19 protein-coding genes are annotated in these 22665 nt (G+C 43.1%); 7 read left to right on the top strand and 12 right to left on the bottom strand.

Annotation, left to right across the window (positions count from 1 at the left end; all coding sequences use genetic code 11):
* Positions 1 to 54 precede the first annotated feature (54 nt).
* Positions 55 to 1002, bottom strand: coding sequence for a porin (locus SWOO_RS17805; RefSeq protein ID WP_012326056.1), 948 nt, complete (start codon positions 1000 to 1002; stop codon positions 55 to 57).
* Positions 1003 to 1294: 292 nt separating this feature from the next.
* On the opposite strand from SWOO_RS17805, the gene rdgC reads away from it, so the two are divergent.
* Positions 1295 to 2206: a recombination-associated protein RdgC gene (gene rdgC / locus SWOO_RS17810; protein ID WP_041418251.1), complete on the top strand. Its 912-nt coding sequence runs from the start codon at positions 1295 to 1297 to the stop codon at positions 2204 to 2206.
* Between the two features lie 257 nt (positions 2207 to 2463).
* Here rdgC and SWOO_RS17815 read toward each other — a convergent pair whose 3' ends face one another.
* Positions 2464 to 4269: a M61 family metallopeptidase gene (locus tag SWOO_RS17815; protein ID WP_012326058.1), complete on the bottom strand. Its 1806-nt coding sequence runs from the start codon at positions 4267 to 4269 to the stop codon at positions 2464 to 2466.
* A gap of 160 nt (positions 4270 to 4429) precedes the next feature.
* On the opposite strand from SWOO_RS17815, the gene SWOO_RS17820 reads away from it, so the two are divergent.
* The 5 genes from SWOO_RS17820 (at position 4430) to SWOO_RS17840 (ending at position 11476) form a co-directional block, all read left to right on the top strand.
* Entirely contained in the window at positions 4430 to 6574 is a 2145-nt protein-coding gene (locus SWOO_RS17820) for a tetratricopeptide repeat protein (protein ID WP_012326059.1), read from the top strand.
* A 136-nt stretch (positions 6575 to 6710) separates the two neighbouring features.
* Positions 6711 to 8267 carry a GGDEF domain-containing protein gene (locus tag SWOO_RS17825; RefSeq protein WP_012326060.1) on the top strand — a complete coding sequence of 519 codons (1557 nt, stop codon included), beginning with the start codon at positions 6711 to 6713 and terminating at the stop codon, positions 8265 to 8267.
* Positions 8268 to 8365: 98 nt separating this feature from the next.
* The gene (gene ppnN / locus SWOO_RS17830) at positions 8366 to 9718 is read left to right on the top strand and encodes a nucleotide 5'-monophosphate nucleosidase PpnN (RefSeq protein WP_012326061.1); all 1353 of its coding nucleotides are present in this window, start codon (positions 8366 to 8368) and stop codon (positions 9716 to 9718) included.
* A 462-nt stretch (positions 9719 to 10180) separates the two neighbouring features.
* The gene (xni, locus tag SWOO_RS17835; RefSeq protein ID WP_012326062.1) at positions 10181 to 10939 is read left to right on the top strand and encodes a flap endonuclease Xni; all 759 of its coding nucleotides are present in this window, start codon (positions 10181 to 10183) and stop codon (positions 10937 to 10939) included.
* A 150-nt stretch (positions 10940 to 11089) separates the two neighbouring features.
* A complete protein-coding gene (locus SWOO_RS17840) occupies positions 11090 to 11476 on the top strand; it encodes a DUF3192 domain-containing protein (RefSeq protein ID WP_012326063.1) in 387 nt (128 codons plus the stop codon).
* A gap of 12 nt (positions 11477 to 11488) precedes the next feature.
* On the opposite strand, the gene SWOO_RS17845 is transcribed toward SWOO_RS17840, so the two are convergent.
* The 5 genes from SWOO_RS17845 to SWOO_RS17865 form a co-directional block, all read right to left on the bottom strand.
* Complete coding sequence (locus SWOO_RS17845) at positions 11489 to 11782, bottom strand: GNAT family N-acetyltransferase (protein ID WP_049774371.1); 294 nt, start codon at positions 11780 to 11782, stop codon at positions 11489 to 11491.
* Positions 11783 to 11919: 137 nt separating this feature from the next.
* Entirely contained in the window at positions 11920 to 12336 is a 417-nt protein-coding gene (locus SWOO_RS26295; protein WP_049774373.1) for a GNAT family protein, read from the bottom strand.
* A gap of 28 nt (positions 12337 to 12364) precedes the next feature.
* Positions 12365 to 13111 (bottom strand): SDR family oxidoreductase, encoded by a 747-nt coding sequence (locus SWOO_RS17855; protein ID WP_012326064.1) that lies wholly within the window; start codon positions 13109 to 13111, stop codon positions 12365 to 12367.
* A 41-nt stretch (positions 13112 to 13152) separates the two neighbouring features.
* Positions 13153 to 13620, bottom strand: a complete 468-nt coding sequence (locus SWOO_RS17860; RefSeq protein WP_012326065.1) for a methyltransferase family protein — start codon at positions 13618 to 13620, stop codon at positions 13153 to 13155.
* A 165-nt stretch (positions 13621 to 13785) separates the two neighbouring features.
* Positions 13786 to 16605, bottom strand: coding sequence for an alpha/beta hydrolase family protein (locus tag SWOO_RS17865; protein ID WP_041417762.1), 2820 nt, complete (start codon positions 16603 to 16605; stop codon positions 13786 to 13788).
* 297 nt (positions 16606 to 16902) lie between these two features.
* On the opposite strand from SWOO_RS17865, the gene SWOO_RS17870 reads away from it, so the two are divergent.
* Positions 16903 to 17910 (top strand): isocitrate dehydrogenase, encoded by a 1008-nt coding sequence (locus SWOO_RS17870; protein WP_012326067.1) that lies wholly within the window; start codon positions 16903 to 16905, stop codon positions 17908 to 17910.
* Between the two features lie 188 nt (positions 17911 to 18098).
* Here SWOO_RS17870 and SWOO_RS17875 read toward each other — a convergent pair.
* From SWOO_RS17875 to SWOO_RS17900, 5 genes are all read right to left on the bottom strand, one after another.
* Positions 18099 to 19333, bottom strand: a protein-coding gene (locus SWOO_RS17875) for an IS3-like element ISShwo1 family transposase (protein WP_195742808.1) whose coding sequence is annotated in 2 segments (ribosomal slippage) — positions 18099 to 18976 and positions 18976 to 19333 — 1236 coding nt in all. Because the reading frame shifts where the segments join, the coding sequence is not laid out codon by codon here.
* A 127-nt stretch (positions 19334 to 19460) separates the two neighbouring features.
* Complete coding sequence (gene rlmM, locus SWOO_RS17885; RefSeq protein ID WP_012326068.1) at positions 19461 to 20537, bottom strand: 23S rRNA (cytidine(2498)-2'-O)-methyltransferase RlmM; 1077 nt, start codon at positions 20535 to 20537, stop codon at positions 19461 to 19463.
* Between the two features lie 107 nt (positions 20538 to 20644).
* Complete coding sequence (locus SWOO_RS17890; protein WP_012326069.1) at positions 20645 to 21034, bottom strand: DUF423 domain-containing protein; 390 nt, start codon at positions 21032 to 21034, stop codon at positions 20645 to 20647.
* The gene (locus SWOO_RS17895) at positions 21027 to 21701 is read right to left on the bottom strand and encodes an alpha/beta fold hydrolase (RefSeq protein WP_012326070.1); all 675 of its coding nucleotides are present in this window, start codon (positions 21699 to 21701) and stop codon (positions 21027 to 21029) included. Before SWOO_RS17895 ends, SWOO_RS17890 begins: the two co-directional genes overlap by 8 nt.
* On the bottom strand, positions 21682 to 22593 hold the full coding sequence (locus tag SWOO_RS17900; RefSeq protein ID WP_012326071.1) for a transcriptional regulator GcvA: 912 nt from the start codon (positions 22591 to 22593) through the stop codon (positions 21682 to 21684). The genes SWOO_RS17895 and SWOO_RS17900 overlap by 20 nt, the downstream gene beginning before the upstream one ends.
* Between the last annotated feature and the right edge of the window lie 72 nt (positions 22594 to 22665).

Below are 22665 nucleotides of genomic sequence, written 5' to 3' on the forward strand. Positions count from 1 at the left end.
AGGGCTGAAAACAAAAAAGGGAGCCTAAGCTCCCTTTAATTACTTTAGCCAAATTTAGAATTTATGTTCTAAACCAACACCAAAGAACTTATCGTCATTCTCTTCACCTTCATATGAACGGCTAGAGTAGAATGCAAACAGCTTAGTTGGCTTGCCTAACTTGTAATCGCCACCGATTGACCAAGAGTCACCTTTATCTTCCATGTCTTGGAATTGCGCCTTTAAGACAACAGCATCGATAGTGTAAGCAGCGCTGAACAAGTAACCAGTTTTACTGTCGCCATTTACAGCTTCACCTGTCTTGCTGTAGGTCTCTTCCTGCTGCTGATACATACCGCCTAGCTTAAAGCCAGCAACTTTACCTTGAACCGTAGCACGAACAACTTCGTACCCTTTTACATCTGAATCATATGCGATAGATGCATAGATAGGAGATTTCTTCAGCTTAGCATCACCATACATAGCAGCAACACTGAAGCCATCTTGTGCATACTGAGATTTAGCAGCTTCAGCAGCATAAGTCACACCCACTTTAAAGCCATTAAATGTTGGTGTTAAGTAAGTTGCAGTCTGCTCAATGCGGTTTTCACCCTTAAACAGGTTCTTCAAATCAGCAGATAGGTCATTGAATTGATCAATTTTACCTTGAGACTGCTTCAACATAGTGTCGTTACGACCTACAGAGAACGCACCAAAATTACCTTTTAAGCCAACAAACTGGTTACGAGCCTTAAAGTTTTCCTTAGCCTCATCACCCGTGTCCACTTCATATTCAATCGTGTAGAAAGCTTCTAAAGAGCTACTAAGTTCAAAACTTCCCTTTGCACCTAAACGTGAAGCATTACTTTGAATCGTTGTTTCAGACTCATCAGCTACATCATTAGATTGAGCCGTGACGTTCAACTTACCGTAAACCGTTAATGGCTCAGCTGCATTTGCAGAAGCCAAAGTAGCGGTAGCAAGAGCGGAAGCGAGTAGAGTTTTACAAAAAGCGTTCATCATTTAATCCTTTCGACGTATCAGTTCGTCTTAGTTATTGGTTTGGACGCCGAGGAGTGTGCAAGTTTTATGTTGCAGTTTTATTTCAATAAAGTTCAATTTTGATAAATAGCCAAAAAGTAAATAACGTAACTTGCCGCAATCCCTTTAAGAGCAAGGGATACAAGTTTAAAACTTGTTATATGACAATTTTATGAAATATGCATCGAACCTAAGGCAGGATCATTATCTTTGCGGTTTACCCGAGCTCAGCAATGGCTTACACTGCGCCTTTAATTTTGATTGGGCGCTCATTATGTGGTTTAAAAATCTGACTGTTTACCGTTTTAATAAACCTTTCTCTGTCGATCCAGAAGCGCTTGAAAAGTCATTGGAAGACTTCACCTTCTCTCCATGCTCAAGCCAGGACATCAGCAAATTTGGTTTCTCTAATGCCTTAGGCAAAAAAGGGATCTCCTTGGTGCACAGTGCGAGCGGTCGCCATCTGATCTGCGCAACAAAAGAGGAGAAAATCCTTCCTGGCCAAGTGATAAAGGAAGCCCTCGAAGATAAAGTGGCGCAAATCGAAGCTGAAGAGGACCGTAAACTGGCGAAAAAAGAGAAAGATGCCATGAAGGAGGAGATCATCATGACTCTGCTTCCTCGTGCTTTCACAAGACGTAGCCAGATACACGCATTGATCATCCCTGAAATTGAGATGATCCTCGTCGATAGCTCAAGTGCTGCTAAGTCTGAAGAGCTACTGGCACTACTTAGAAAAGCCCTAGGTTCTCTGCCAATTATTCCATTGAGCTTTAAGGCACCTATCGAGTCTCAGCTCACAGATTGGGTGAAAAGCAATAGCACACCACAGCCTTTCATTATGCAAGATGAAGCTGAACTAAAGACCGATTCAGACGAAGGCGGGATTGTTCGCTTTAAACAGCAAAACTTAACCGAAGATGAAGTACTGGCACATATTGAAGTGGGTAAGCAAGTTCATAAACTCGCGCTTCACTTCGGTCAGTCTATCGCTTTCTTAATGCAGTCTGATGCAGGAATTAAGCGTCTTAAGTTTTCTGAAGAGTTCAGAGCTGGCAATGACGAGGTGGGAACTGAAGATCCTATGGCACGTTTAGATGCTGACTTTGCATTGATGGGTAGTGAGCTTATCGCACTAATGAACTCATTAGTCGAAGTACTCGGTGGCGTAGAAGACACCATTTAAGCTTTGCGACCTCTCCAACAAAAAAGGCGCTACTCGCGCCTTTTTTGTGTCTGGAACACTTATGTAAATTCCCCAGGGATGGGTAGGAACATACTTTGTGTCTGGCCATAAATGTTCCCGACATTTAAAGGCATTTCCTCCACTGACCCATAGGGATATGGGGAATGTCTTAAAGCGTATGGAACGCATAAGACCCTAGACGTCAGAACACTTATGTTAATTCCCCAGGGATGGGTAGGAACTTACTTGATGCCAATTTAATCATTGCTCTTAAGCTTGCCCTTTTTATCAAAAGGCCAGTCAATACCTGACCAAGCCTTAAAGAATGCCTTTTGGCTTCGGCTCGGCTTCTTCACACTCTCAAGTGTTAACTTCCCAGATTGCTTCTCACCTAAGGTCATCACCACAGATTTAAGCTTATCATCACTAAACAGGGTAACCTTCACCTCAGCACCAGGCTTAAAGTCTTTAATTCGTGACTCAAAACCACTCGCAGTCACCTTAAGGCCGTTAATAGCCACAATCTCATCCCCTAGCACAATACCGGCATTCCAAGCAGGGCCATCCCTTAGCACCTGCTTTAGCTTAAGAGAACTCCCCTCAACCGTCATGCCAGAATAAGCAACGGCTTTCGAGTCTTCACCGTGCCCTATCTTTAATCCAGCTTGAGAGAGCAAATCGGGAAAGTCTAACGTCAGCGGAGCATTCACATGCCGTTGCCACCAAGTGCTATAGTCTTCATCCGTTAACTCCTTAAGAATATTCTGCACATCTTCCACATCGTAACCTAACGGAATTTTATGATCTCGATATAACGCTTTGTGCACATCGCGATAGGAGTGTTCCAAGTCAGTCTCATCTAGCAGCGAAAAGTCCAGAGCGAGAGAAACAAGAAAGCCTTCGGAGTAGATATTGGTGCTGTGGTTAATCGCATAATCCCCGCGAGAACTTGCCCATTGGTTAGCACTTGCTTCGGCAACAGACTGTACTTCACGCCCCGGTGTTACTTCGCTTCTTGCAATACGCTTAGCCAGATCATCTAGAAACTCTTTTGCTGTGATCACACCAGCGCGCAGCAGTAACTGACTCTGAAAATAGCTGGTTGAGCCTTCAGCAATCCATAACAGCTCACTGATATTCTCATCTTGATAGTCATAAGGAACTAAGCCCTGAGGTCGATAGGCTTTTACATTCCAGGTATGAATAAACTCATGAGACGCTGTTTTAATGAAACCTAAGTAATCCTCACGCTCACGGTAACTAAATCTCGGTCTTTGAATAATGGTCGAGTTTAGATGCTCTGTCGCACCACTTGCACCGCTGGTCGCATGGACCATATACACATAACGCTCAAAAGGATAACCATCCCATATCGCATCTGCCTCACCACTGAGCTTGGTCAGATCTGTGACCATCTTTTCGATGTCATAGTTTCCCTCACCCCAGATCACTAACTCATAGTCACGACCATCAGCAGAGAAACGTCTCAACTGATTCACGCCAGTCTCTATAGGAGAGTCAACAAGCACATCATAGTTGTCAGCAACAAATGTGTGCGCTTCCTCACCGGAGTCCATGCCTGAATGACTCTGCCAATTTGAGGGCACACTCATCTCGACCTCTATCGGTTCATACCTAAATTCAGGACTGTAGACAAAGGTGCCACTGGCATCGAGAAATGCATGACTGGCATCGATATGCCCCACTCTTTGCCCTAATTTATTCAAGTAAAGCTGATAACTGATTGAAACAGAAGTAGGTTGACTCAATGCAACTTGCCACTCTCCGCTAGCTGTTCGCGTTACTGGCAGCACGTTACCTTTATCATCTTTAGCGGTAAAAAATCTAACTCCATCAGCCAGAGGCAGTACCTGATACTTTCCGGTGCGCCAAACTGGTAGCTGCACTTCAAGTTGCTCGGCACTCGATTGAGGAAAAGAGACCTCAACCTGAGCAAGGTGATGCTGTGACTGATTCAGATCTATACGATACTGAACTTCCGCTTGAGCAGAGAGAGAAAAGAGTAGGCTTAAGGTTAAAATCGATGGGATGACAGGTTTCACTCTTGCGTCCTTCTGTTATTATTGTTATCTAATTTTTATGGTAGTAATTTTGCGAGTATAACACCTAAGTTTGCCAAAATTAGCCGTTATAGTTTCAAATATTTATCAAAGACAATAAACCTAAAGTCCCTATAAAAAGAGGGCGAGGTAATTATATTCTATGCGCGCATCTCTATTTTTCGTCTCATTTTTTCTTATGTTTTCATGGAGCTCGGCCAATGCTCAAGATGACATAGCATTAGAGATAAAATTAAACGAAGACCCAACTCAACTCTATGAAGAGCTTATCTCCTCGATAACACTTCCTATCGACGCCGCTAATATCGAAGAATTTAAGCGGGCAGCTAAGGCGCAGGGATATGAGCCCCAAGCGCTAAAAAATAAACTTCAACTGTTAACCCGTGTTTATCTTGATACCAGCACCAAGGTGCAAAATAAATACCTTCACAGTGAAAAACTGATAGCTCTACTTGAAAGAGTGAGCGAAAACGATTTTGATAAAAGCTACGTTAACGCGCTAAAAGGTCGCCATATTGGCCGAAGTAAAAGTGACTACACCACTGCGATAAAGTTTTATAACAAATCAATAAAACTCTTTAATGAAGAGAACACGACCCAATCTAGAATCCTAAAAATAGTTATCCATAAGAACTTAGGTACCTTACATCGACTCATTAGACAAGATAAACCCGCTCAACAACACCTTAATCGATACAGAGAAAGCGCTTATGAGTTAAAAAACAACTACCTTATCGCTCAAGCCGAATCGGCATTAGGCCACTTTTATAATAGGCAAGGTCAGCTAGCTCTCGCACTACAGCACTACTCTGAAGCCTTACGACTGTCCAATAAAGAAAACAAACCCTTTTTAAAAGCGAACTTAAAACTGAAACTGGCTCGGGTATATCGAGATCTGAAATCTTGGGATGAAGCACTTATATATGCCGATGAAGCCTCTAAAGATTTTAAAAAGTTAAATAAAGAGGGTTATCAGTCAAGCTGTATGACTGTAATGGCGATGGTACATGCCAATCAAGGTCAATGGAATCAGGCCATCGACTACTACCTTACCGCTCAACAGCTGGATCTTGAAAGTGAGAACCTAACCTCTCAAGCACTTAACTATCATAATTTAGGTGAGGCCTACTTCCACAACGGCAACCCTCAATACGCATTAGAGTTTCTCTTTAAATCTAACGCGCTTTTTCTGGAAAGAAAGAGTAAACACTATCTTGTCTATAATGAGCTTCTCATTGCTGAAGTTGCTTTGGCCCAAAAAGAGTTCTCTCTTGCCGACAAACATAGTGTTTTAGCCCTTAGCAACGCTGTTGCCCTCTCCCTACATGATGAACAGATTAAAGCACTACAATACCGCTCACAAGCACTAAGGGGCTTAGAAGATTTCAGTCAAGCATTTGAAGTCCTAGATAAACTGATACTTCTCAATCAAAACCCTCCTGAAAAAGCATCAACAGTTGAGCCGTTTGCCGCTTCTGTACTCACTGAGCAGAAATTAAAGATACAGCTCACCCAACTAAAGGGGCAGCAAAATGAGCTAAACACCCAAGTAGCCCGCTCAAGAATTTTATTGATAACGGCATTTACCCTAACGTTTTTACTCACACTGTTAGGCCTCAACCTTTGGCGACGAGCTAAATCATTAACCTCTGAATTAACAGAAGCTAGATTACAAAGTGTCAATGAGCCAATAACTGGGCTTCCTGGTTATAGGGGATTTACCAATGAACTTAATGCAAAAGTTAAGCCCTCATATATTGCGCTCCTCTCCTTAACAGACCTATTAGATGATGATCTGTCTCAAGGTGTTCAAAATAACACCGAGTCGATTAAACTGATTTTCAATCAGTTATCCAGTAGTTTTAACTCAGGAGTTTACCTTATCAGGCCGGGGCTGTTCTTGTTGAACATTCACGAGTCAACAACCCCGTCAGCGCTCTTTGAGAGATGCAAAAAAATCACCTCTTCATGTGATATCAAAACCACTATCCACATGGGTATCTTGCCTCTTCCCCTGCTTGCGGATCTGGATATAAAAATCAGCCCTAAAACGCATTTTGGCACAGCACAATTTGCACTGACAGGCGCATTAAGTTTAGGTAAGGATAAAGATTATTTTGTGATGCTTAAATCACTCAATTTTGCGCCACCTGCAATATTTTCTACCCCACTGTTTTTACACTTAGAGAAAGGAGTAAAACGGGGCTTACTCAAGATTGAGACAAATGGTGATAAAACCCAACTAAGCTGGCCCAAATGGAAAAGTCATGAAAATATCGATATTTAGCAAAAAATTATCGAAATTAGTCATTTATGTCGCTATATTTAAAATGAAATTTGCACTCCAAAGAGATTGCTATAACATTATATAGGCAAGCTATTCCCTTTCCATTTTGCTTTGAACAAGTAGGACACCGTTTATAATGAAGGATTCAATGGCCAGTATTTCTCAGGTCAATTTATTAAAGCAGAAACTTCATCTCGCTAAAGCAGCCCTAAACGAGCTTGATGAGGAGCGAAATGAGAAGTTGCAGACGCTTTTACAATTCATTGGCCATTTAAGTCTTGCTTGCAAAGGACAAAATTTAGAGCTAGATAATAAGCTGGCTAAACTCAGGCAGCTGCTAACTAAGTTTGAAAATGTTGAGGAAGCCCTTCCTGAACTCGTTGAAGTCGAGCAGCTTCTTAAGCAGCAATATAACCATGTAATGGTGCAGCTTGAAGATAGCCGCGTCAGCTTATCTCGAGTCATACGTCAGATCCAACGTATTGATTCAGCGCCAGATAAAGTCAAAAGAGAGCTCAACTACTTCAAAAAAGAGTTGGTAAAACCTTTCCATACCTTTTGGGACTATATCCCTAAGGTAGAGCAGCTAGTTAGTTTCTATGAAGAGATACTCGATGATCAACTTAAACAGGGTACTCCCATCCTTGTTTCCCCTAAACATCGCCAGTTAGCTCACGAGCTTTCTCAGATGATCTCTGAGGTAGAGTTTAGAAAACACCAACGAGACCAAGTGCTCACAGTGAAAGATATTCTCAGTAGCGATATTGAGGTAGATAGCTTAATCGATGCTTACCAAACTATCTTAACCCTGCTGCTAGACAATATTGCTCGTGAGAAAACGGCATCTCAAGAATTTCTCTATGCGCTTAATGACTCTCTAACTGCAGTGCGAGAAGTGGTGACGGACTCTTACAATAATAATCAGCGAAGTTTTCAACTCAAGAAACAGTTAAATCGGGAGATCAACTCTCGAGTCGACAATGTTGGCGAAGCGATTATCGACATTGACGATATCCATAGTCTTAAGTCACAAGTGACCGAACAACTTTCCGCAATTAGAGCCTCTTTAGGCCGTAAAGAAGCGGTCGAAGAGCGTGAACAGATCTTGTTAAGAAAATCGATGGAGTCGATGAGAAAAGAGCTCAATGAGCTAGGTAAAGAAGCCACAACATATAAAGAGCGTTTATTTGAGCAGCAGAAACTGAATCTACTGGACTCTTTGACTCAGTTGCCTAATAGAGCTGCACTCGAAGAGAGAATGGATCAAGAGTTTCGAAATTTTCAACGCCAGAAGCTTCCCCTTTGGGTTGCCGTTGCCGATATCGATCATTTCAAAACCATCAATGATAGTTTTGGGCACAGTACTGGAGATAAAACACTCCAAGTTATTGCTATGGCACTAAAAAATTCCCTTAGAGATACTGAGTTCGTAGCTAGATATGGCGGTGAAGAGTTTGTTCTTTTAATCCCAGAAGTGAACGCCATCGATATTGAACAACTTTTAAACAGAGTGCGAGAGAAAGTAAAAAGTATTCCCTTTAAGTTTAAAAATCAGAGAATTACAGTTACAGTATCTATAGGTGCTGCACAAATTTTAGAGAACGAGCTTATCAATGAAACCTTTGAAAGAGCAGACGCAGCACTCTACCGAGCTAAACATGAAAGCAGAGACAGAGTCATCATTGACGTGTAAGCCTATGACATTCAGACATTCCATTTTAGATTAGGCTCGGCATCTTAAGGTGCCTTTACTGCACATCCTTGTACTCAAGTCAGAGCTAAGGAGCCTTTATGATAGTAAATGTCAGTCCCAGAGGAAGTATGGATCAACTTTCACAACTGGAAGTCGATCGCCTCAAACAAAACGCAACAAGCGAACTCTATCAACTTTACCGCAGCTGCTCACTGGCAGTTCTCGCCTCTGGTCTGCATAGCGATAATGCAGAAAACCTCTTTGAACAGTTTTCAGACTTCAATATCAATGTCCTTCGCCGTGAGCGAGGCATCAAGATTGAACTTATCAACCCACCAGAAGCCGCTTTTGTCGACGGCAAAATTATCGTGGGTATTCAAGAGCATCTATTCGCAGTATTAAGGGATATCGTCTATCTCAGCGACAAATATGACAACCTCAAAAATATTAATTTAACCAACCCAAGTCATATCACAAATGTGGTATTTGATATTCTGAGGAATGCGCAAGTTATCCCTCTAGAAGACCCAAGCATTGTTGTCTGTTGGGGCGGACACAGCATCAATGACACCGAATTTCATTACACTCAAGATGTTGGCTATGAGCTTGGGCTGCGTGAGATGAACATATGTACTGGTTGTGGCCCTGGCGCCATGGAGGGGCCAATGAAAGGGGGCACCATAGGCCATGCAAAACAGCGCATAAGTAATGCCCGTTACATCGGGCTCACAGAGCCTAGTATCATAGCTGCAGAGCCGCCAAATCAGATCGTCAACGAGTTGGTTATTCTGCCCGATATTGAGAAGCGACTGGAAGCCTTTGTCAGACTTGGACATGGGATTGTGATCTTCCCTGGTGGTGCTGGCACCGCTGAAGAGCTGCTCTATTTACTTGGCATACTGCTTAATAAAGAGAATCAAGACATCCCCTTCCCGCTCATACTCACAGGGCCAAAGGAGAGTGCCGATTACTTTATGCGTATCGATGAGTTTATCGCCGCAACCTTAGGTGAAGAGGCGCAAAGCAAGTATGAGATTATCATTGATGACCCAGTTCGTGTCGCCCGAGTGATGAGCCATGGAATGGATGTAGTTAAAGATCACCGTAAGTCTTCCGGTGACTCCTATCAATATAACTGGTCGCTTAAGATTGAGCCCGAGTTCCAACTCCCCTTTAACCCGACTCATGAGATGATGGGAGATCTCAACCTTCACTTTCAATCAGATAAGGCCGAACTTGCCGCCAATCTACGCAGAGCCTTTTCAGGCATTGTGGCAGGAAATGTGAAGATGGAAACCATTAAGAGTGTCATGAAAAACGGCCCCTTCCAGATTAAGGGCGATCCCACCTTGATGGCACTGATGGATAAACTACTTAAAGCCTTTGTTAAGCAACAAAGAATGAAGCTACCAGGGAGTAAATATGTCCCCTGTTATAAAATAAATACCTAGTTTATTGACTCGGGCGAGTTTTAATACCAATCAGTATAAGGAGTTGATCTACTCAGAGTGTCTTTTGGCAAACTAATTCAAGGCGAATGGATGAGATAATGGTTGTTCCCTTGTGAATTCATTCAACGCAGAAGTAGGCAGCCAAAAACACTCCTTACAGGCGAGTTTTAGCGGTCCTGATGCTATGTTAACGAGCTTGACCGTAGAACAACTATGCTCTTCACTCGTTGCAAACCACATGGATGTGGTGAATGTCATTAATGCACGACTATATGGATATAGGAGGTAGGGCGAAGCAGGATGCTAGAGCCGAGGAGCAATTAAAGACCTTGCCTCAGGACCGCTAAACTCTCGCTGAGCGATCAAACCTTTATACTGATTGGTATAACCTGCATAATGGGTTAATACTCGATAAGCTGTTATTCAGCTAAATACCAATAAAAGCAACTTTCGCGACGACTCATGAATACTTTTTTAATCATAGATGGCTTGAATTTAGTTCGACGCATCCACGCAGCACAACCCAACGAAAATGATGTTAATGGTTTAGATGCCCGTGTCGCTTCTGCCTGTAAAAAACTGCTCAAATACCACCAGCCAAGTCATGTCGCTATCGTATGGGACGGTGATGCCACCTCATGGCGAAAGACTCTCTATGAAGATTATAAAAAGGGGAGAAAACCTATGCCTGAGGCATTGGCAAAATCCCTCCCTGCATTAAAAACCCATCTAAGTGAGCTTAATGTAAACTCAATTGATGCAGAAGCTGAAGCCGATGATGTGATAGCAACGCTAGCCACTAAGCTAGTAAATAATCAAGGAAAAGCGATTATCGTCTCCACAGATAAGGGCTTTACCCAGTTAACTCATACCAATATCGAGCGATGGGATCATTTTAATCAAGCTTACATCACCATAGAGCAGAGAGAGGAGAAACTTGGCGTCGAGCGAACTCAATTTATCGACTACTTAGCACTCGCCGGTGACAGTGGTAATAAAATTCCTGGAGTACCAGGTATAGGGCCAAAGTCAGCATCTGAGCTATTAAAAATATTTCGCTCTCTATCTAACCTCTATGGCTCTTTAGAACAGGTTGGCGCCAAGCAAGCCAAAAAACTGGAAGAGGGCAAGCAGATGGCTAGATTGAGCTATAAATTGGTACAACTACAAACAGAGATCCCATTAAATGCAAATTTAAGTCAATTCAGGCTTCCCCAGTAAAGCAGTGGCTCAATACAGCAAACAGAGTTGTAAACATTGTGTTACCCATTTAACATTTACCAACTTAAGCTAGGAGGGTATATTATTTTACTCTGCTAATTTATATTAAATGTTCAGCTTTTGCTTTTACTTGAAGGACCTAGTACCTAGATGAAATCTAAACTCCCTGTTATTGTCGGTTCAATTTTTGCGGCCTATTTAGCTTTCGTTGCCGTTGTTGTCCTTGTTTACGATCCAACGCCAGATGAGATGGACTGGGAAGATAGGCAGGAATATATCAATGCAAAGCTCACCGAAATTAGCTTAGGTCAATCTATCACTCAAATTAAGTCCCTTTTGGGCAAGGCTGATTTCAGCGAAGCAAAAGTCACCAATGAAAACGCAATACAGGTACTTTTCTATCGCACCCACCATAAGAAATCCGACGGAGAAACCACCAAAGATGAGTGCACTCCACTGCTGTTTAAAGATCAAAAGTTGATCGCTTGGGGAGAGGGCACATATCAGCAGTACCTAACAGGTGGTCTCACCAACTAAGCGAATAAAAAGCTAAGCATCATTAGGGTTAAGCTTGGAGGTTAGCAGGTGATCTTGCCACCGACCGTTAATCTTCAAGTATGCTTTCGCGACTCCCTCCTTCTCAAAACCAAGTGAAGAGAGTAAGTGTCCACTACGTGTATTGTCTGGTATATAATTCGCCATGATCCGATGCAGCTTTAACTCCTTAAAAATATAGTTAATCCCAGCTTCAAGTATCTCACGCATCACACCTTGCCCTTCAAGGGCTTTATCAACAGAGTAACCAAGATAACAAGCTTGAAAAGGGCCCCGAACGTATACCAATCAATATAAGAAGTTGATCTACTCAGAGTGTGTTTTGGCAAACTAATTCAAGGCGAATGGATGACAGAATGGTTGTTCCCTTATGAGTTCATTCAACGCAGAAGTAGGCAGCCAAAAACACTCCTTACAGGCGAGTTTTAGCGGTGCTGATGCTGTGTTAACGAGCTTGACCGTAGAATAACTATGCTCTTCACTCGTTGCCTTGCCTCAGGACCGCTAAACTCTCGCTGAGCGATCAAATCTTTATACTGATTGGTATTTGCAAAGTTACAGACTCCCAATATCTGCCCATTATGATCAGCAGATACCTTACCATCTTTTATATTCCCTCTAGCGACGAAATTAACGGCACCACCAGCGAAAAAAAGATCATTGCTCACCTGGAGTCTCTTACTCACATGGGACGCTTCAAGGTAATCGTTATCCCTTTCAGGCTCCCATGGTAACAAGTGAGAACTGTTTCTTTCGTAATAATCAATAAGTAGCTGATAATCATAGTGCTGTAACAGAGTTAATACAGTTCGCTTTGTTGTGATTTTAGGTGCGACTAACATATAGCGGTAGAGCCTTTACCTTGTTTCACTAACGTCCACCCGCAATATCGACAAAGGTGCCTGTCACATAGGAGGCTTCATCAGAGAGCAACCAAGCGATAGCCGCTGCGACCTCATCGGGCTCCCCTCCTCGTTTCATAGGGATATTAGGCGCAAGACGCTTCACCCTATCAGGCTCACCACCATCGGCATGCATCTGTGTGTGAATAAATCCAGGACGAACGCTATTAACACGTATGCTATCGGCTGCAACCTCTAACGATAAACCTATGGTTAAAGTATCGACGGCACCTTTAGAAGCGGCATAATCGACATACTCCCCTGCACCACCAACTCTTGATGCAACTGAGGAGACATTGACTATTGCGCCTCCATAGCCCCCTTTAGACAGAGCCATACGTTTTACAGCCTCACGGCAGCAGAGAAAATAGCTAGTGACATTATTGGTCAACATCCTATTAATACGCTCGGCTGACATATCAACAACTTTCATCTGAGGCTGCAAAATGCCCGCATTGTTAACCAGAGCCGTGATCTTGCCTAAGTGCAGATCCAGCTCATGGAACATAGCAACTACCTCTGACTCGACGGACACATCAGCCTGAAATGCTTGGGCTCGACAACCTTGAGCTTGCAGTTGAGCCACCAAAGCATCAGCAGTTTCACTGTTCTGTTTGTAGTTAACGCCAACCGAATACCCGTGATCAGCAAGGTACCTTGCTGTCGCAGCGCCAATGCCACGGCCGCCGCCTGTTATCAATGCCACTTTTTCCATCATAACTCCTATTTTTAACTAGGTTAATTAGGTATTGAGCTTCATATCCAACGTCTTACCTGCTGCTGATAGCGCAGGTATTCATCACCAAACTTGCGTGTGAGGTAAGCCTCTTCCGCTCTGATAGCAACATAGTAAACGCCAATACAGGATGGCAATACACTAGAAATTAACCATAGATCGCTCAGATATAATCCAAGACCAACAGGGAAAGTACAAAAAGCCAAGTAGATAGGGTTTCTAGAGTAAGCATAGATACCAGTTTTAATTAACGATGATGTTGGCTGCCAAGGCTCTACCGCTGTCTTCGCTTTTCGAAATTGATATACAAGGTATAACAGCAGGAATAAACCTGCCAACAAAATACCTAAACCAAGGTAGGTGATTGGCGCTGCAAAAGTTATCGCTATAGGGACAAACAAGCCATTAAGATAGGCTAGCAGCATAAATAAAATAAAGATCGCTGGTGGCGGTATTTTTACGCCGGCACCATTAACATCCTTCTCCATTAAACTCTCCTTGATACAGGTTAAATAGAACGAGTAAAAGTCGTCAGTCGAAAATCAGACTACGCACAAAAGTGTTAAATAACAACTTACTTAGTTGAAATTTAGTAGCAATAAAAAAGCCGAGAGAAACTTTCTCTCGGCTCTAATTAAGCTGAAACAGCCTGTTTAATCCGCTTTCTTATATTCAGTATATGCCTCACCTTGAGTCAACCACTTTGGTGCGGGTTTTCCCTTAAGGTAGTGGTCAAAATACTCCATCATACGGATGCTGTAATCAAGCTTATTGGGGTATTTCTTCAGATGATGTGGCTCATTCTCGTATTGCAAAAATACCACATCTTTCCCCGCACGGCGCATGGCAAGATAAAGCTCTACGCCCTGCTCCCACGGCACCGCGTCATCTTTATCACCAAACATGATCATCATAGGTGTCTTGATACGCTCAACATAAAAGATGGGAGAGTTCTCGATATACTTCTGCGGTGACTTAAACAAGCTCTCACCAATACGACTCTGCCCCGTTTCATACTGGAACTGGCGAGCTAAGCCGCTACCATGCCTTATGCCACTATAAGCACTGGTCATATTTGATACTGGCGCACCAGTCACTGCAGCCTTAAAGATATGAGTCTGGGTTACAGCAAAGGCCGTTTGATAACCTCCCCATGAGTGACCTTGAATACCAATGGCATCAGGATCGCCAACTCCCATCTCAATGATTTTCTGTACTCCAGAGGTGAGCGCCTGAACTGAACTTTCGCCTGGGTATCCCACTTCAAAACGGATATCCGGTAGGAAAATGGCATAGCCATTATCTGCATACCAAGCAAAGTTTGGTCTGTGGTTGAGCTTCATCTGAGGAAAGGCGTTGAGTCTGTCACTCATAAAGCGATAGAAGTACACAAGCACTGGGTACTTTTGCCCTTCGACATAGTTAGTCGGTTTAATAAGCACGCCATCAAGAGGCTTTCCATCGCCATTTGTCCAGTGTACCAGCTCAGATTGACTCCAGTTAAACTGCTGTTTTTGAGCATCCAGATCCGTTTGGCGCTTCGCCTTTTGCGGTGCTAAATACTCAGCACTGTAGAGATCAGGGAAGAGATCGTAACGCTCTTTCGAGAAGATAATTGTCTCTGCATCTTGGCTGCGCGCTAATGTTGTTAGCTTATAATCCCCTTCCATCAAGGTGGTCACACCCGAAGTGCCTAACTTAGCCTTGTAGTAGCCGTCACCTTTACTTTTTTCGTTATAACCATGCAACAGGAGGCTTTGGTTAGCCTTTAGTACATCGGGGGTATTCTCATCATCAACCAAGCCAGTCACGCGATACTGGATCCCCTGCTTGCGGCCTTTACCACCTGTCAACTTAAAGCCTTCGAAGGATGCGGTATTCATCTGCCAAATATCGTACTTATCGTAAATAAGTAGACCTGCATCATTTTCCAACCAAGGACCAAAGCCATAACCTGGCGCATTGGATGGGTAATCATGATCTTCGTCGGCAAAGGGCACCTTTAAGCCTTTAGTCAGATTATGACGACGTGCCTGAGAAATTTGATACAGGTAAACGTCACCCTGCTGATAATAAACAGCAAAGCGCTCATTTGGAGATAGCTTGGGCTTCTGTTTACTTGGCTGCTGAATGAGAATAGAAGTTTTATGACCAGTATTAAGGTCAATAAGGTAGAAGTCACGATAAAAGCCAGCCCAAGTGATCATCTTACGATAGGGAATATCCGAACTCCCCAGCACATACCGTGACTGCTCCTGTAGTGATACATCAGGTACCTGAGTATCGGCAAGCTGCACTAAGTTATTCCCTTTCAGGTGCAGAACAGCAAGGTAGGTACGCTTTATCTCTTTCTTGTACTGCTCAATTTCATTAGGCTTAATGCGGGCATCATCACCGTGCCAAACTCTAAGCTTCCGCTGGTCGGTAATGATCTTTTCATTAAATAGATCTTCCTGCTTAAGAATTCTACTCAATGCTAACTGTTGACTCACCTGAGGGACGCGGCCAAAAAAGAGACGTTCACTGTCCTGTGAGAATCTAAGCTCGCTGTAACGATTAAGCTTCCACTCTTTCGAAACGGGGGCCGCTTTCACTTCGCCACTGGCGATATCCAATAGCGAAAGTCGATACTCACGACCAAAAGGTGCTTGCTCACTATCCCCATGGGTAAAGGCGATATACTTGCCATCTTCACTTAAGGAGACTTCACCAATCTGCTGATTGTTGAACTGGCGAACAACCTCTCTTTTATTATTTGATAATGAGACTAATACTAATTGATGTTTCTTAGCTTCTATATTGTTACTCGCTAAAACAAGGTGCTTACCAAGTTTATCAAAATAGAAACGAGTGACATTGGCGATATTCTGACTTGCGCCACTATCTAGTGCTATTAGCCTGAATTCACTCCCTTTATCAAATTTATCAACCTTAGCTTTATTCTCTTTCTTACCAGACTCTGGTTCAGATTTATCTTTAGTGCTCTTATCTTTCTCTTTCGCCTCAAACCAAACAGCAAGATGTGTCCCTGACTCATTAAACTTAAACTCCTTAACACGTTCAAAGCGAGTCTCCTTGCCGGTTTCAGTATCAAGTAACACCATGCCTGACTTGAGCTTTTTTCTCTCCTTCTCTGACGCTGTCGCCTTTTCAAGTAACGAAGTTTTAACAACAAAGGCAGCAAAACGGCCATCACGGCTAACTTGAGGCTTAGAGGCGCCATCAAGGGTAAACTTCTTAGGTGAGGCCAACATCTGAACTAAACCATGACTGTCTCCCCTATCTGGTGCGACCTCGACAGCGAGTACCGCACCATTTGCAGAAATAACAGGTTTCTTTAACGATTCAAATTTCATGATATCGTTAGTTGTCATTGGGTTATGGTTTGATGGAGATGACGCAGCAGCATAACAGCCAGCTGAGACTAAACTTGCCGAAGCAAGCAATAAAGATGCGATGGGTAATGACTTCAAGGTCTTCCTCATTTTTCTTATTTTAATGGAATTTAGCTGAGTGATTATTTTATCTATTCGAATTTTATTAGACTAAAGTAGACTTTTTTAACCTTTAGCGATCAATCATCGTCATAAGCCCTCTTTAATGCAAGTTACACTATATAAAAAAACGTGAGACTGCTCACTATTTTCTGTGAAAAATGTTTAAAAGTGTTTAAAATAAAGAGGTGAACAATAAAAACTCATTCTAAGTCATATCCGTGTCGTTCGACATGGCCAGACAATAGCAGTACAACGAAACGTTGAAGGACTCTCATGTCAAAAAGAACTATAACCGTGATCCCTGGTGATGGGATCGGACCTAGCATTATCGATGCAGCACTAAAAATCCTTGATAAAGCTGGTTGTGATTTTGAATACGAGTTTGCCGATGCTGGTTTAGCCGCCCTTGAAAAGCAAGGTGAGTTATTACCCCAGCGTACTCTCGATATGATTGAGAAAAACCGTATCACTCTTAAAGGCCCACTAACAACTCCGGTTGGCGAAGGCTTTACCTCTATTAACGTATCTCTACGTAAACAGTTCAGCCTTTACGCTAACGTTCGCCCTGTCTTATCTTTTAAGGGCACCCAAGCTCGCTACGACAAAATAGATATCATCACAGTTCGTGAGAACACTGAAGGCATGTACTCAGGTCTAGGTCAAACTGTCTCTGACGACGGTGCTACCGCAGAAGCGACCAGCATCATTACTCGTCAAGGCGCTGAGCAGATCACCACATTTGCCTATGAACTGGCCCGTAAAGAGAACCGTAAAAAGGTCACTATCGTACACAAAGCAAATATCATGAAGTCGACCTCTGGACTATTCCTTAAAGTCGCTCGTGAAGTCAGCTTACGCTACCCAGACATCATCACCGAAGAGATGATTGTCGATGCGACCTGCATGAAGCTTGTCATGAATCCTGAAAACTTTGATGTGATGGTAACCACTAACCTGTTTGGTGATATCCTTTCCGATCTTTGTGCAGGCCTCGTAGGCGGCCTTGGTATGGCACCTGGTGCAAACATAGGTAAAGATGCGGCTATTTTCGAAGCGGTACACGGCAGCGCACCTGATATCGCAGGTAAAAACTTAGCTAACCCGACATCGGTTATCTTAGCGTCAATTCAGATGCTAGAGTACTTAGGTATGGCTGATAAGGCTGAGAATATACGCTCAGCAGTCACAGCTGTTATCTCCGAGGGTGATCGCACCACTCGCGACCTTGGTGGTACTCACGGCACGACTGATTTCACACAAGCAGTGATCGATCGCTTGTAATACCAGACACAAAGTCGATTTCTCTCCTTGACCGACATGGATGTTGGGAATGCCAAATGATGAATGGAACATCATAGGCACATGGGAAATCAACATAAATGTTCTGACCTCTAGGGATAGAGGAAATGCCTTTAAATATATGGAACATTTATGGCCTGTCCCATCCTGAAATAGGTTGACGGTTTTAATTAGACCAGTTGCTCTTGCTGCTGGTCTTTTTTATGCACTTGATTTGGTGTTCTCATACCTAAACTCAAGTGCGGCCTCATTTCATTGTATATAAAAACTGACTCTTCAACGAGTCGCTTTAACTCATCAAGATTGCTGCACGGATATAACAAAAACTCTTGCTTCAAAATACCATTTACTCGCTCCGCTAATGCGTTTTGATAGCAATCATACCCATCCGTCATTGATGCTCGGATACCATTTTTCTGTAATGCTGACTGATAGACTGCTGAACAATACTGTAACCCTCTGTCTGAATGATGAACTGCATGGCCTTGATATTGGCGATTATTCACTGTCATTTTTAAGGCTTTAACTACATCAGTTGCTTTCATCTCATCACTAAGTTCATAACCCATAATCTTACGACTAAACGCATCCGTCACCAGTGACAAGTAGTGAACACCTTGCTCTGATTGAACATAAGTTATGTCACTCACAAAGACCTCTTCAGGCGATAAAGGCGTAAACTCTTTGAGTAAATTCGGGTGTTTCTTCATCCAGTGTTTACTGTGGGTTGTCTTGGTATAGTTATGCTTAGGTTTTACCAATAACCCTTCACGTTTCAAGTAACTAAAGAAGTTATCTCGCCCAAGTTTAATTCCTTTCTCGATGAACTTGGGTTTCAGTAAAAAGTAGAGTTTCCTGCCACCCACACGTGGCATAAAGCGACGGATATCAAGCACCATTGCTTTTACTGGGGCCAGTTCTATAGCTCGGCAGAGTTCTCTCGTTTCTCTTTGGTAGATAGCTTGTCTTGTTATGCCAAGAAGCTCGCAAGCACGATTTAAGCTTGTTACTTTCTGTTTTTGAAGACTTCTCGCTCCCTGGCTAAGTACTTTTTTCTTAGGCCTGCGCCATACTCAGCATCAATGATATCAACGGCTTCATTGAGTAATAGATTACGTAAATGTTCATCCTCAAGCTCTTTTTCAAGGCGCTTTATTTTTTGAGCTGGCGTTTCTTTAGCTTTGGTGGTCTTAGGCATGGTTATTCTCACTGGTTGAGTCCAATCCATCTTACCGTGCTTTCTGAGCCAAGTAAGTACGGTTGAACGACCTTGGATACCATAAATGCTTTGAGCTTGCTTATAAGTCATGTCGCCTTTTTCAACGGCTGCTACAACTTGTAATTTAAAGCCTAACGAATAATCTCGTTGTGTTCGCTTAACGTGGGTGGGGATTTGAGTTGTCATAATAAAGTCCTAAATGTGTAAACACATTTCAGGACAAGACACCAGACACAAAAAGGCCCTATGTAGATACATAGGGCCTTTTTATTATCTATCTCTTGTCTTGAAATGATCTGTTTGACGATACCTGCTATTGAGTCGGGTTAAGACTCAAATACACAGTCACTTCATCACGATCATGGTAGAGGTGCTTACACTTGATAGAGAAGTTCTTAATCTCGTTCTCCTCAAGTACAGTCGCCATGGTCTCTAATATCGTCGAGACATCTTGATAGCGACTCTTCATCGGCAGCTTGAGGTTAAACATCGCCTCTTTAAACCAGCCATTGATCGCCCAAGCTTCAATCAGCTCTGCCACACGAGATGGCTTCTCAATCATGTCACACACTAACCAGTAGATATTTTTACGTGGCGGCTCAAAACGAAAACCATCGGCTTGATAGTGTTTTACCTGCCCAGTCTCCATCAAACCTTCATCCATAGGTCCATTGTCCACAGCGGCCACAAACATACCGCGACGCACTAACTGATACGTCCAGCCACCTGGACAAGCACCTAAGTCGACGGCATTCATGCCACTGCTTAATCTCTGCTCCTGCTCCTCTTCGGGAATAAAGTGGATAAAGGCTTCATCGAGTTTAAGCGTCGAACGACTCGGTGCATCGCTGGCCATTTTTAGCCTAGGGATCCCCATCGGATAGGGAGAGCTATTGTTACTAAAAGAGAAGCCCACGTAAGCCGTGCCCGATGCCACAAAACAGACATGTATAATAGGTCGACTGCTATTCTCTTTTTTAAGTAAGTTGCCAGCGTTTTTTAGCTTCTGTCTTAAAGGAACCGTAAATTTACGACAAAAAGCCGTGCGCTCTTTAGCTTCATTGGTATCGGGTGTTTCAACCCTTAACTCACCCGCATTCCTGACATCGGATAACGCTTCCATAATCGGTGTGATCCGATCATGTTCAGGTAGATTTTTCAGCAGCTCTTTAGCGGCAAACATCTGTCTGGCAAAAATCAGTGAATCCAATTTAATTTTTTGTGCCAAGATATTTGCATCACCGGCTTGAAAACACTGGAAAATCACATAGCCGTCTTTTTTGTTGGTTTTAACAAAACCACCAATTTCGAGTTCAGCTGCACGATGTTGTATCTCAGCTGCACACTCTTTTTCATAACCAGAGCGGCAATATAAAAATAGGTTGATCATTGGAATTCCTGAAGCGAGCCGGTCGGCAATGAGTGCCAAAAATAACGGCCATTTAATCGATATCTGTCAATGGCCGCTATTCTACACTTTATAGATAATGAATACGATTAATCGTTAAGCTCAACGACTCGATTACGCCACACAGCAAGTGCGATCAACAACCAACCGACTAAGAAGCACACGCCGCCCATAGGGGTAATAGGTCCAGTCCACTTAGTACCAAGTAGCGCATAAAGATACAAGGAGCCTGAAAAAAGTAGCATGCCCGCGATAAAGAGATATCCAGCCCAATCCAGCAAACGAGAACTTAGCCAATGACCTGCAAACGCCACAGCGATAAGTGCAAACGTATGATAGAACTGATACTCAACCCCAAGATTAAAAATGGCGATCATCTCAGGCGATGCCACATTTTTTAATCCATGGGCACCAAATGCCCCCAATGCAACAGAGATAAAGCCACTTAACGCTGCCAATAACAGAAAACCTTTACGCATCCAGCCCCCGAATAAAATCAATACAGTAAGAGATAGCAGATGTTAGGTTATCCTCTTCGGTAACCCCTGACGACTTTCTGGGAACAAAACTATGATCTCCGTCAGTTAACCAGTGTAACTGGGTCTTTTTCATCACTGGCCAGCTTGATACTAACTCCTTGCCACCAAACTTATCCCGCTCCCCCTGGATCACACACAAGGGTGCCTTGCACAACTCGATTGGCTCAAGCCTTGGATCTCCGCCTTTTAACGGAACAAAAGGGTAACCTAAACAGATCACCCCATCGACAGGAGTCAGCTCCGCCACAATCGCCGCCATACGGCCTCCCATGGACTTACCCATTAGAACAATACGTTTAGGGGAGTATTGAGCTTTAATCGCTTCAATATGTAAATTGAAGTCTTTTAACAGTTTAGGGGCTCTGTCAGGTGGACGCCGTTTGCCATCGAGTGCATTGGCGCGCATATAGGGAAAGTTAAAACGAATGACCCCGATCCCCGACTGGCTTAATCCTGTTGCCATTCTCTGCATAAAGTCAGAGGAGAGATTAGCTCCAGCCCCATGTGTGAAGATAACAAGCGTATCATTGAGCTCACCATCGATAACGCAGTGACTCTCTAGCAGAGACTCAGCCTCTAAGGGCTCCTTAACCAGGAAGTAGTTCACTGCGCGACTCCTCCTCAAACATATCTAACATCCACTCTCTGAACGCTGCAATTTTACCTATATCTGAATGATTTTGCTGACACACTAGGTAGTAAGCATTTTTACTCACCAACACCTCGGGGAAAGGACATACTAAACGCCCAGCTTTAATATCTGGGGTAGCAAGAACACTAAAACCTAATGCAACCCCTTGGCCATGAGCTGCTGCTTGCAACACTAAAGAGGAGTGACTGAATATTGGGCCTTGGTTCACATTAATATCATTAATCCCACATTGTCTAAACCAAGCTTGCCAATTATGTCGACTAGTATCATGCAATAGGGTGTGATTTTTTAGATCGCTTGGCTTCTCAAGTGGCTTAGGTCCACTGAGTAACATAGGTGAACAAACGGGAATCAACACCTCGTTTTTTAACTTATCAGCCCTTAATCCCGCCCAATTTCCTTGGCCGTAATAGATGGCAACATCGACATCATCGGATAGGGAGCCATCTTCATCATCGACCGCTTTAATACGCACATCAATGTCTGGATTCTTTTCACTAAATTTAGCTAATCTTGGCACCAACCATTGAATAGCAAAACTAGGTGAAGTACTTACTGTTAGTGAGCCTATGGCACTTCGAGCCAATAATCTGTCCGTCGCTTCAGCCAGTTGAACAAAGATATCTTTAATGTCTAAAAAGTACCCCTGTCCCTCCTCGGTCAGAAGCAAAGAGCGGTTCTTTCGGCGAAAAAGTTTTAACCCAAGATACTCCTCTAGCGCCTTAATCTGATGACTGACAGCCGCTTGGGTAACGAACAACTCTTCGGCTGCACGAGTAAAGCTAAGGTGCCTTGCTGCCGCTTCGAAAGCTTTTACTGAATTCAGGGGAGGTAAGCGTCTAGACATAGTGATCCCGATCTCATATTTTAATTAGTTTTTCTAATCCGTATTGTTACATTTTATCGTTTGAAAAGGGAA

The sequence above is a fragment of the Shewanella woodyi ATCC 51908 genome (assembly GCF_000019525.1).
GTDB classification, from domain to species: Bacteria; Pseudomonadota; Gammaproteobacteria; order Enterobacterales; family Shewanellaceae; genus Shewanella; species Shewanella woodyi.

Excerpts from the sequence above, each read along its gene's own strand:
- SWOO_RS17805 (WP_012326056.1), bottom strand. The coding sequence starts at position 1,002 with ATGATGAACGCTTTTTGTAAAACTCTACTCGCTTCCGCTCTTGCTACC.
- rdgC (WP_041418251.1), top strand. The coding sequence starts at position 1,295 with ATGTGGTTTAAAAATCTGACTGTTTACCGTTTTAATAAACCTTTCTCT.
- SWOO_RS17820 (WP_012326059.1), top strand. The coding sequence starts at position 4,430 with ATGCGCGCATCTCTATTTTTCGTCTCATTTTTTCTTATGTTTTCATGG.
- SWOO_RS17825 (WP_012326060.1), top strand. The coding sequence starts at position 6,711 with ATGAAGGATTCAATGGCCAGTATTTCTCAGGTCAATTTATTAAAGCAG.
- ppnN (WP_012326061.1), top strand. The coding sequence starts at position 8,366 with ATGATAGTAAATGTCAGTCCCAGAGGAAGTATGGATCAACTTTCACAA.
- xni (WP_012326062.1), top strand. The coding sequence starts at position 10,181 with ATGAATACTTTTTTAATCATAGATGGCTTGAATTTAGTTCGACGCATC.
- SWOO_RS17840 (WP_012326063.1), top strand. The coding sequence starts at position 11,090 with ATGAAATCTAAACTCCCTGTTATTGTCGGTTCAATTTTTGCGGCCTAT.
- SWOO_RS26295 (WP_049774373.1), bottom strand. The coding sequence starts at position 12,336 with ATGTTAGTCGCACCTAAAATCACAACAAAGCGAACTGTATTAACTCTG.
- SWOO_RS17855 (WP_012326064.1), bottom strand. The coding sequence starts at position 13,111 with ATGGAAAAAGTGGCATTGATAACAGGCGGCGGCCGTGGCATTGGCGCT.
- SWOO_RS17860 (WP_012326065.1), bottom strand. The coding sequence starts at position 13,620 with ATGGAGAAGGATGTTAATGGTGCCGGCGTAAAAATACCGCCACCAGCG.
- SWOO_RS17870 (WP_012326067.1), top strand. The coding sequence starts at position 16,903 with ATGTCAAAAAGAACTATAACCGTGATCCCTGGTGATGGGATCGGACCT.
- rlmM (WP_012326068.1), bottom strand. The coding sequence starts at position 20,537 with ATGATCAACCTATTTTTATATTGCCGCTCTGGTTATGAAAAAGAGTGT.
- SWOO_RS17890 (WP_012326069.1), bottom strand. The coding sequence starts at position 21,034 with ATGCGTAAAGGTTTTCTGTTATTGGCAGCGTTAAGTGGCTTTATCTCT.
- SWOO_RS17900 (WP_012326071.1), bottom strand. The coding sequence starts at position 22,593 with ATGTCTAGACGCTTACCTCCCCTGAATTCAGTAAAAGCTTTCGAAGCG.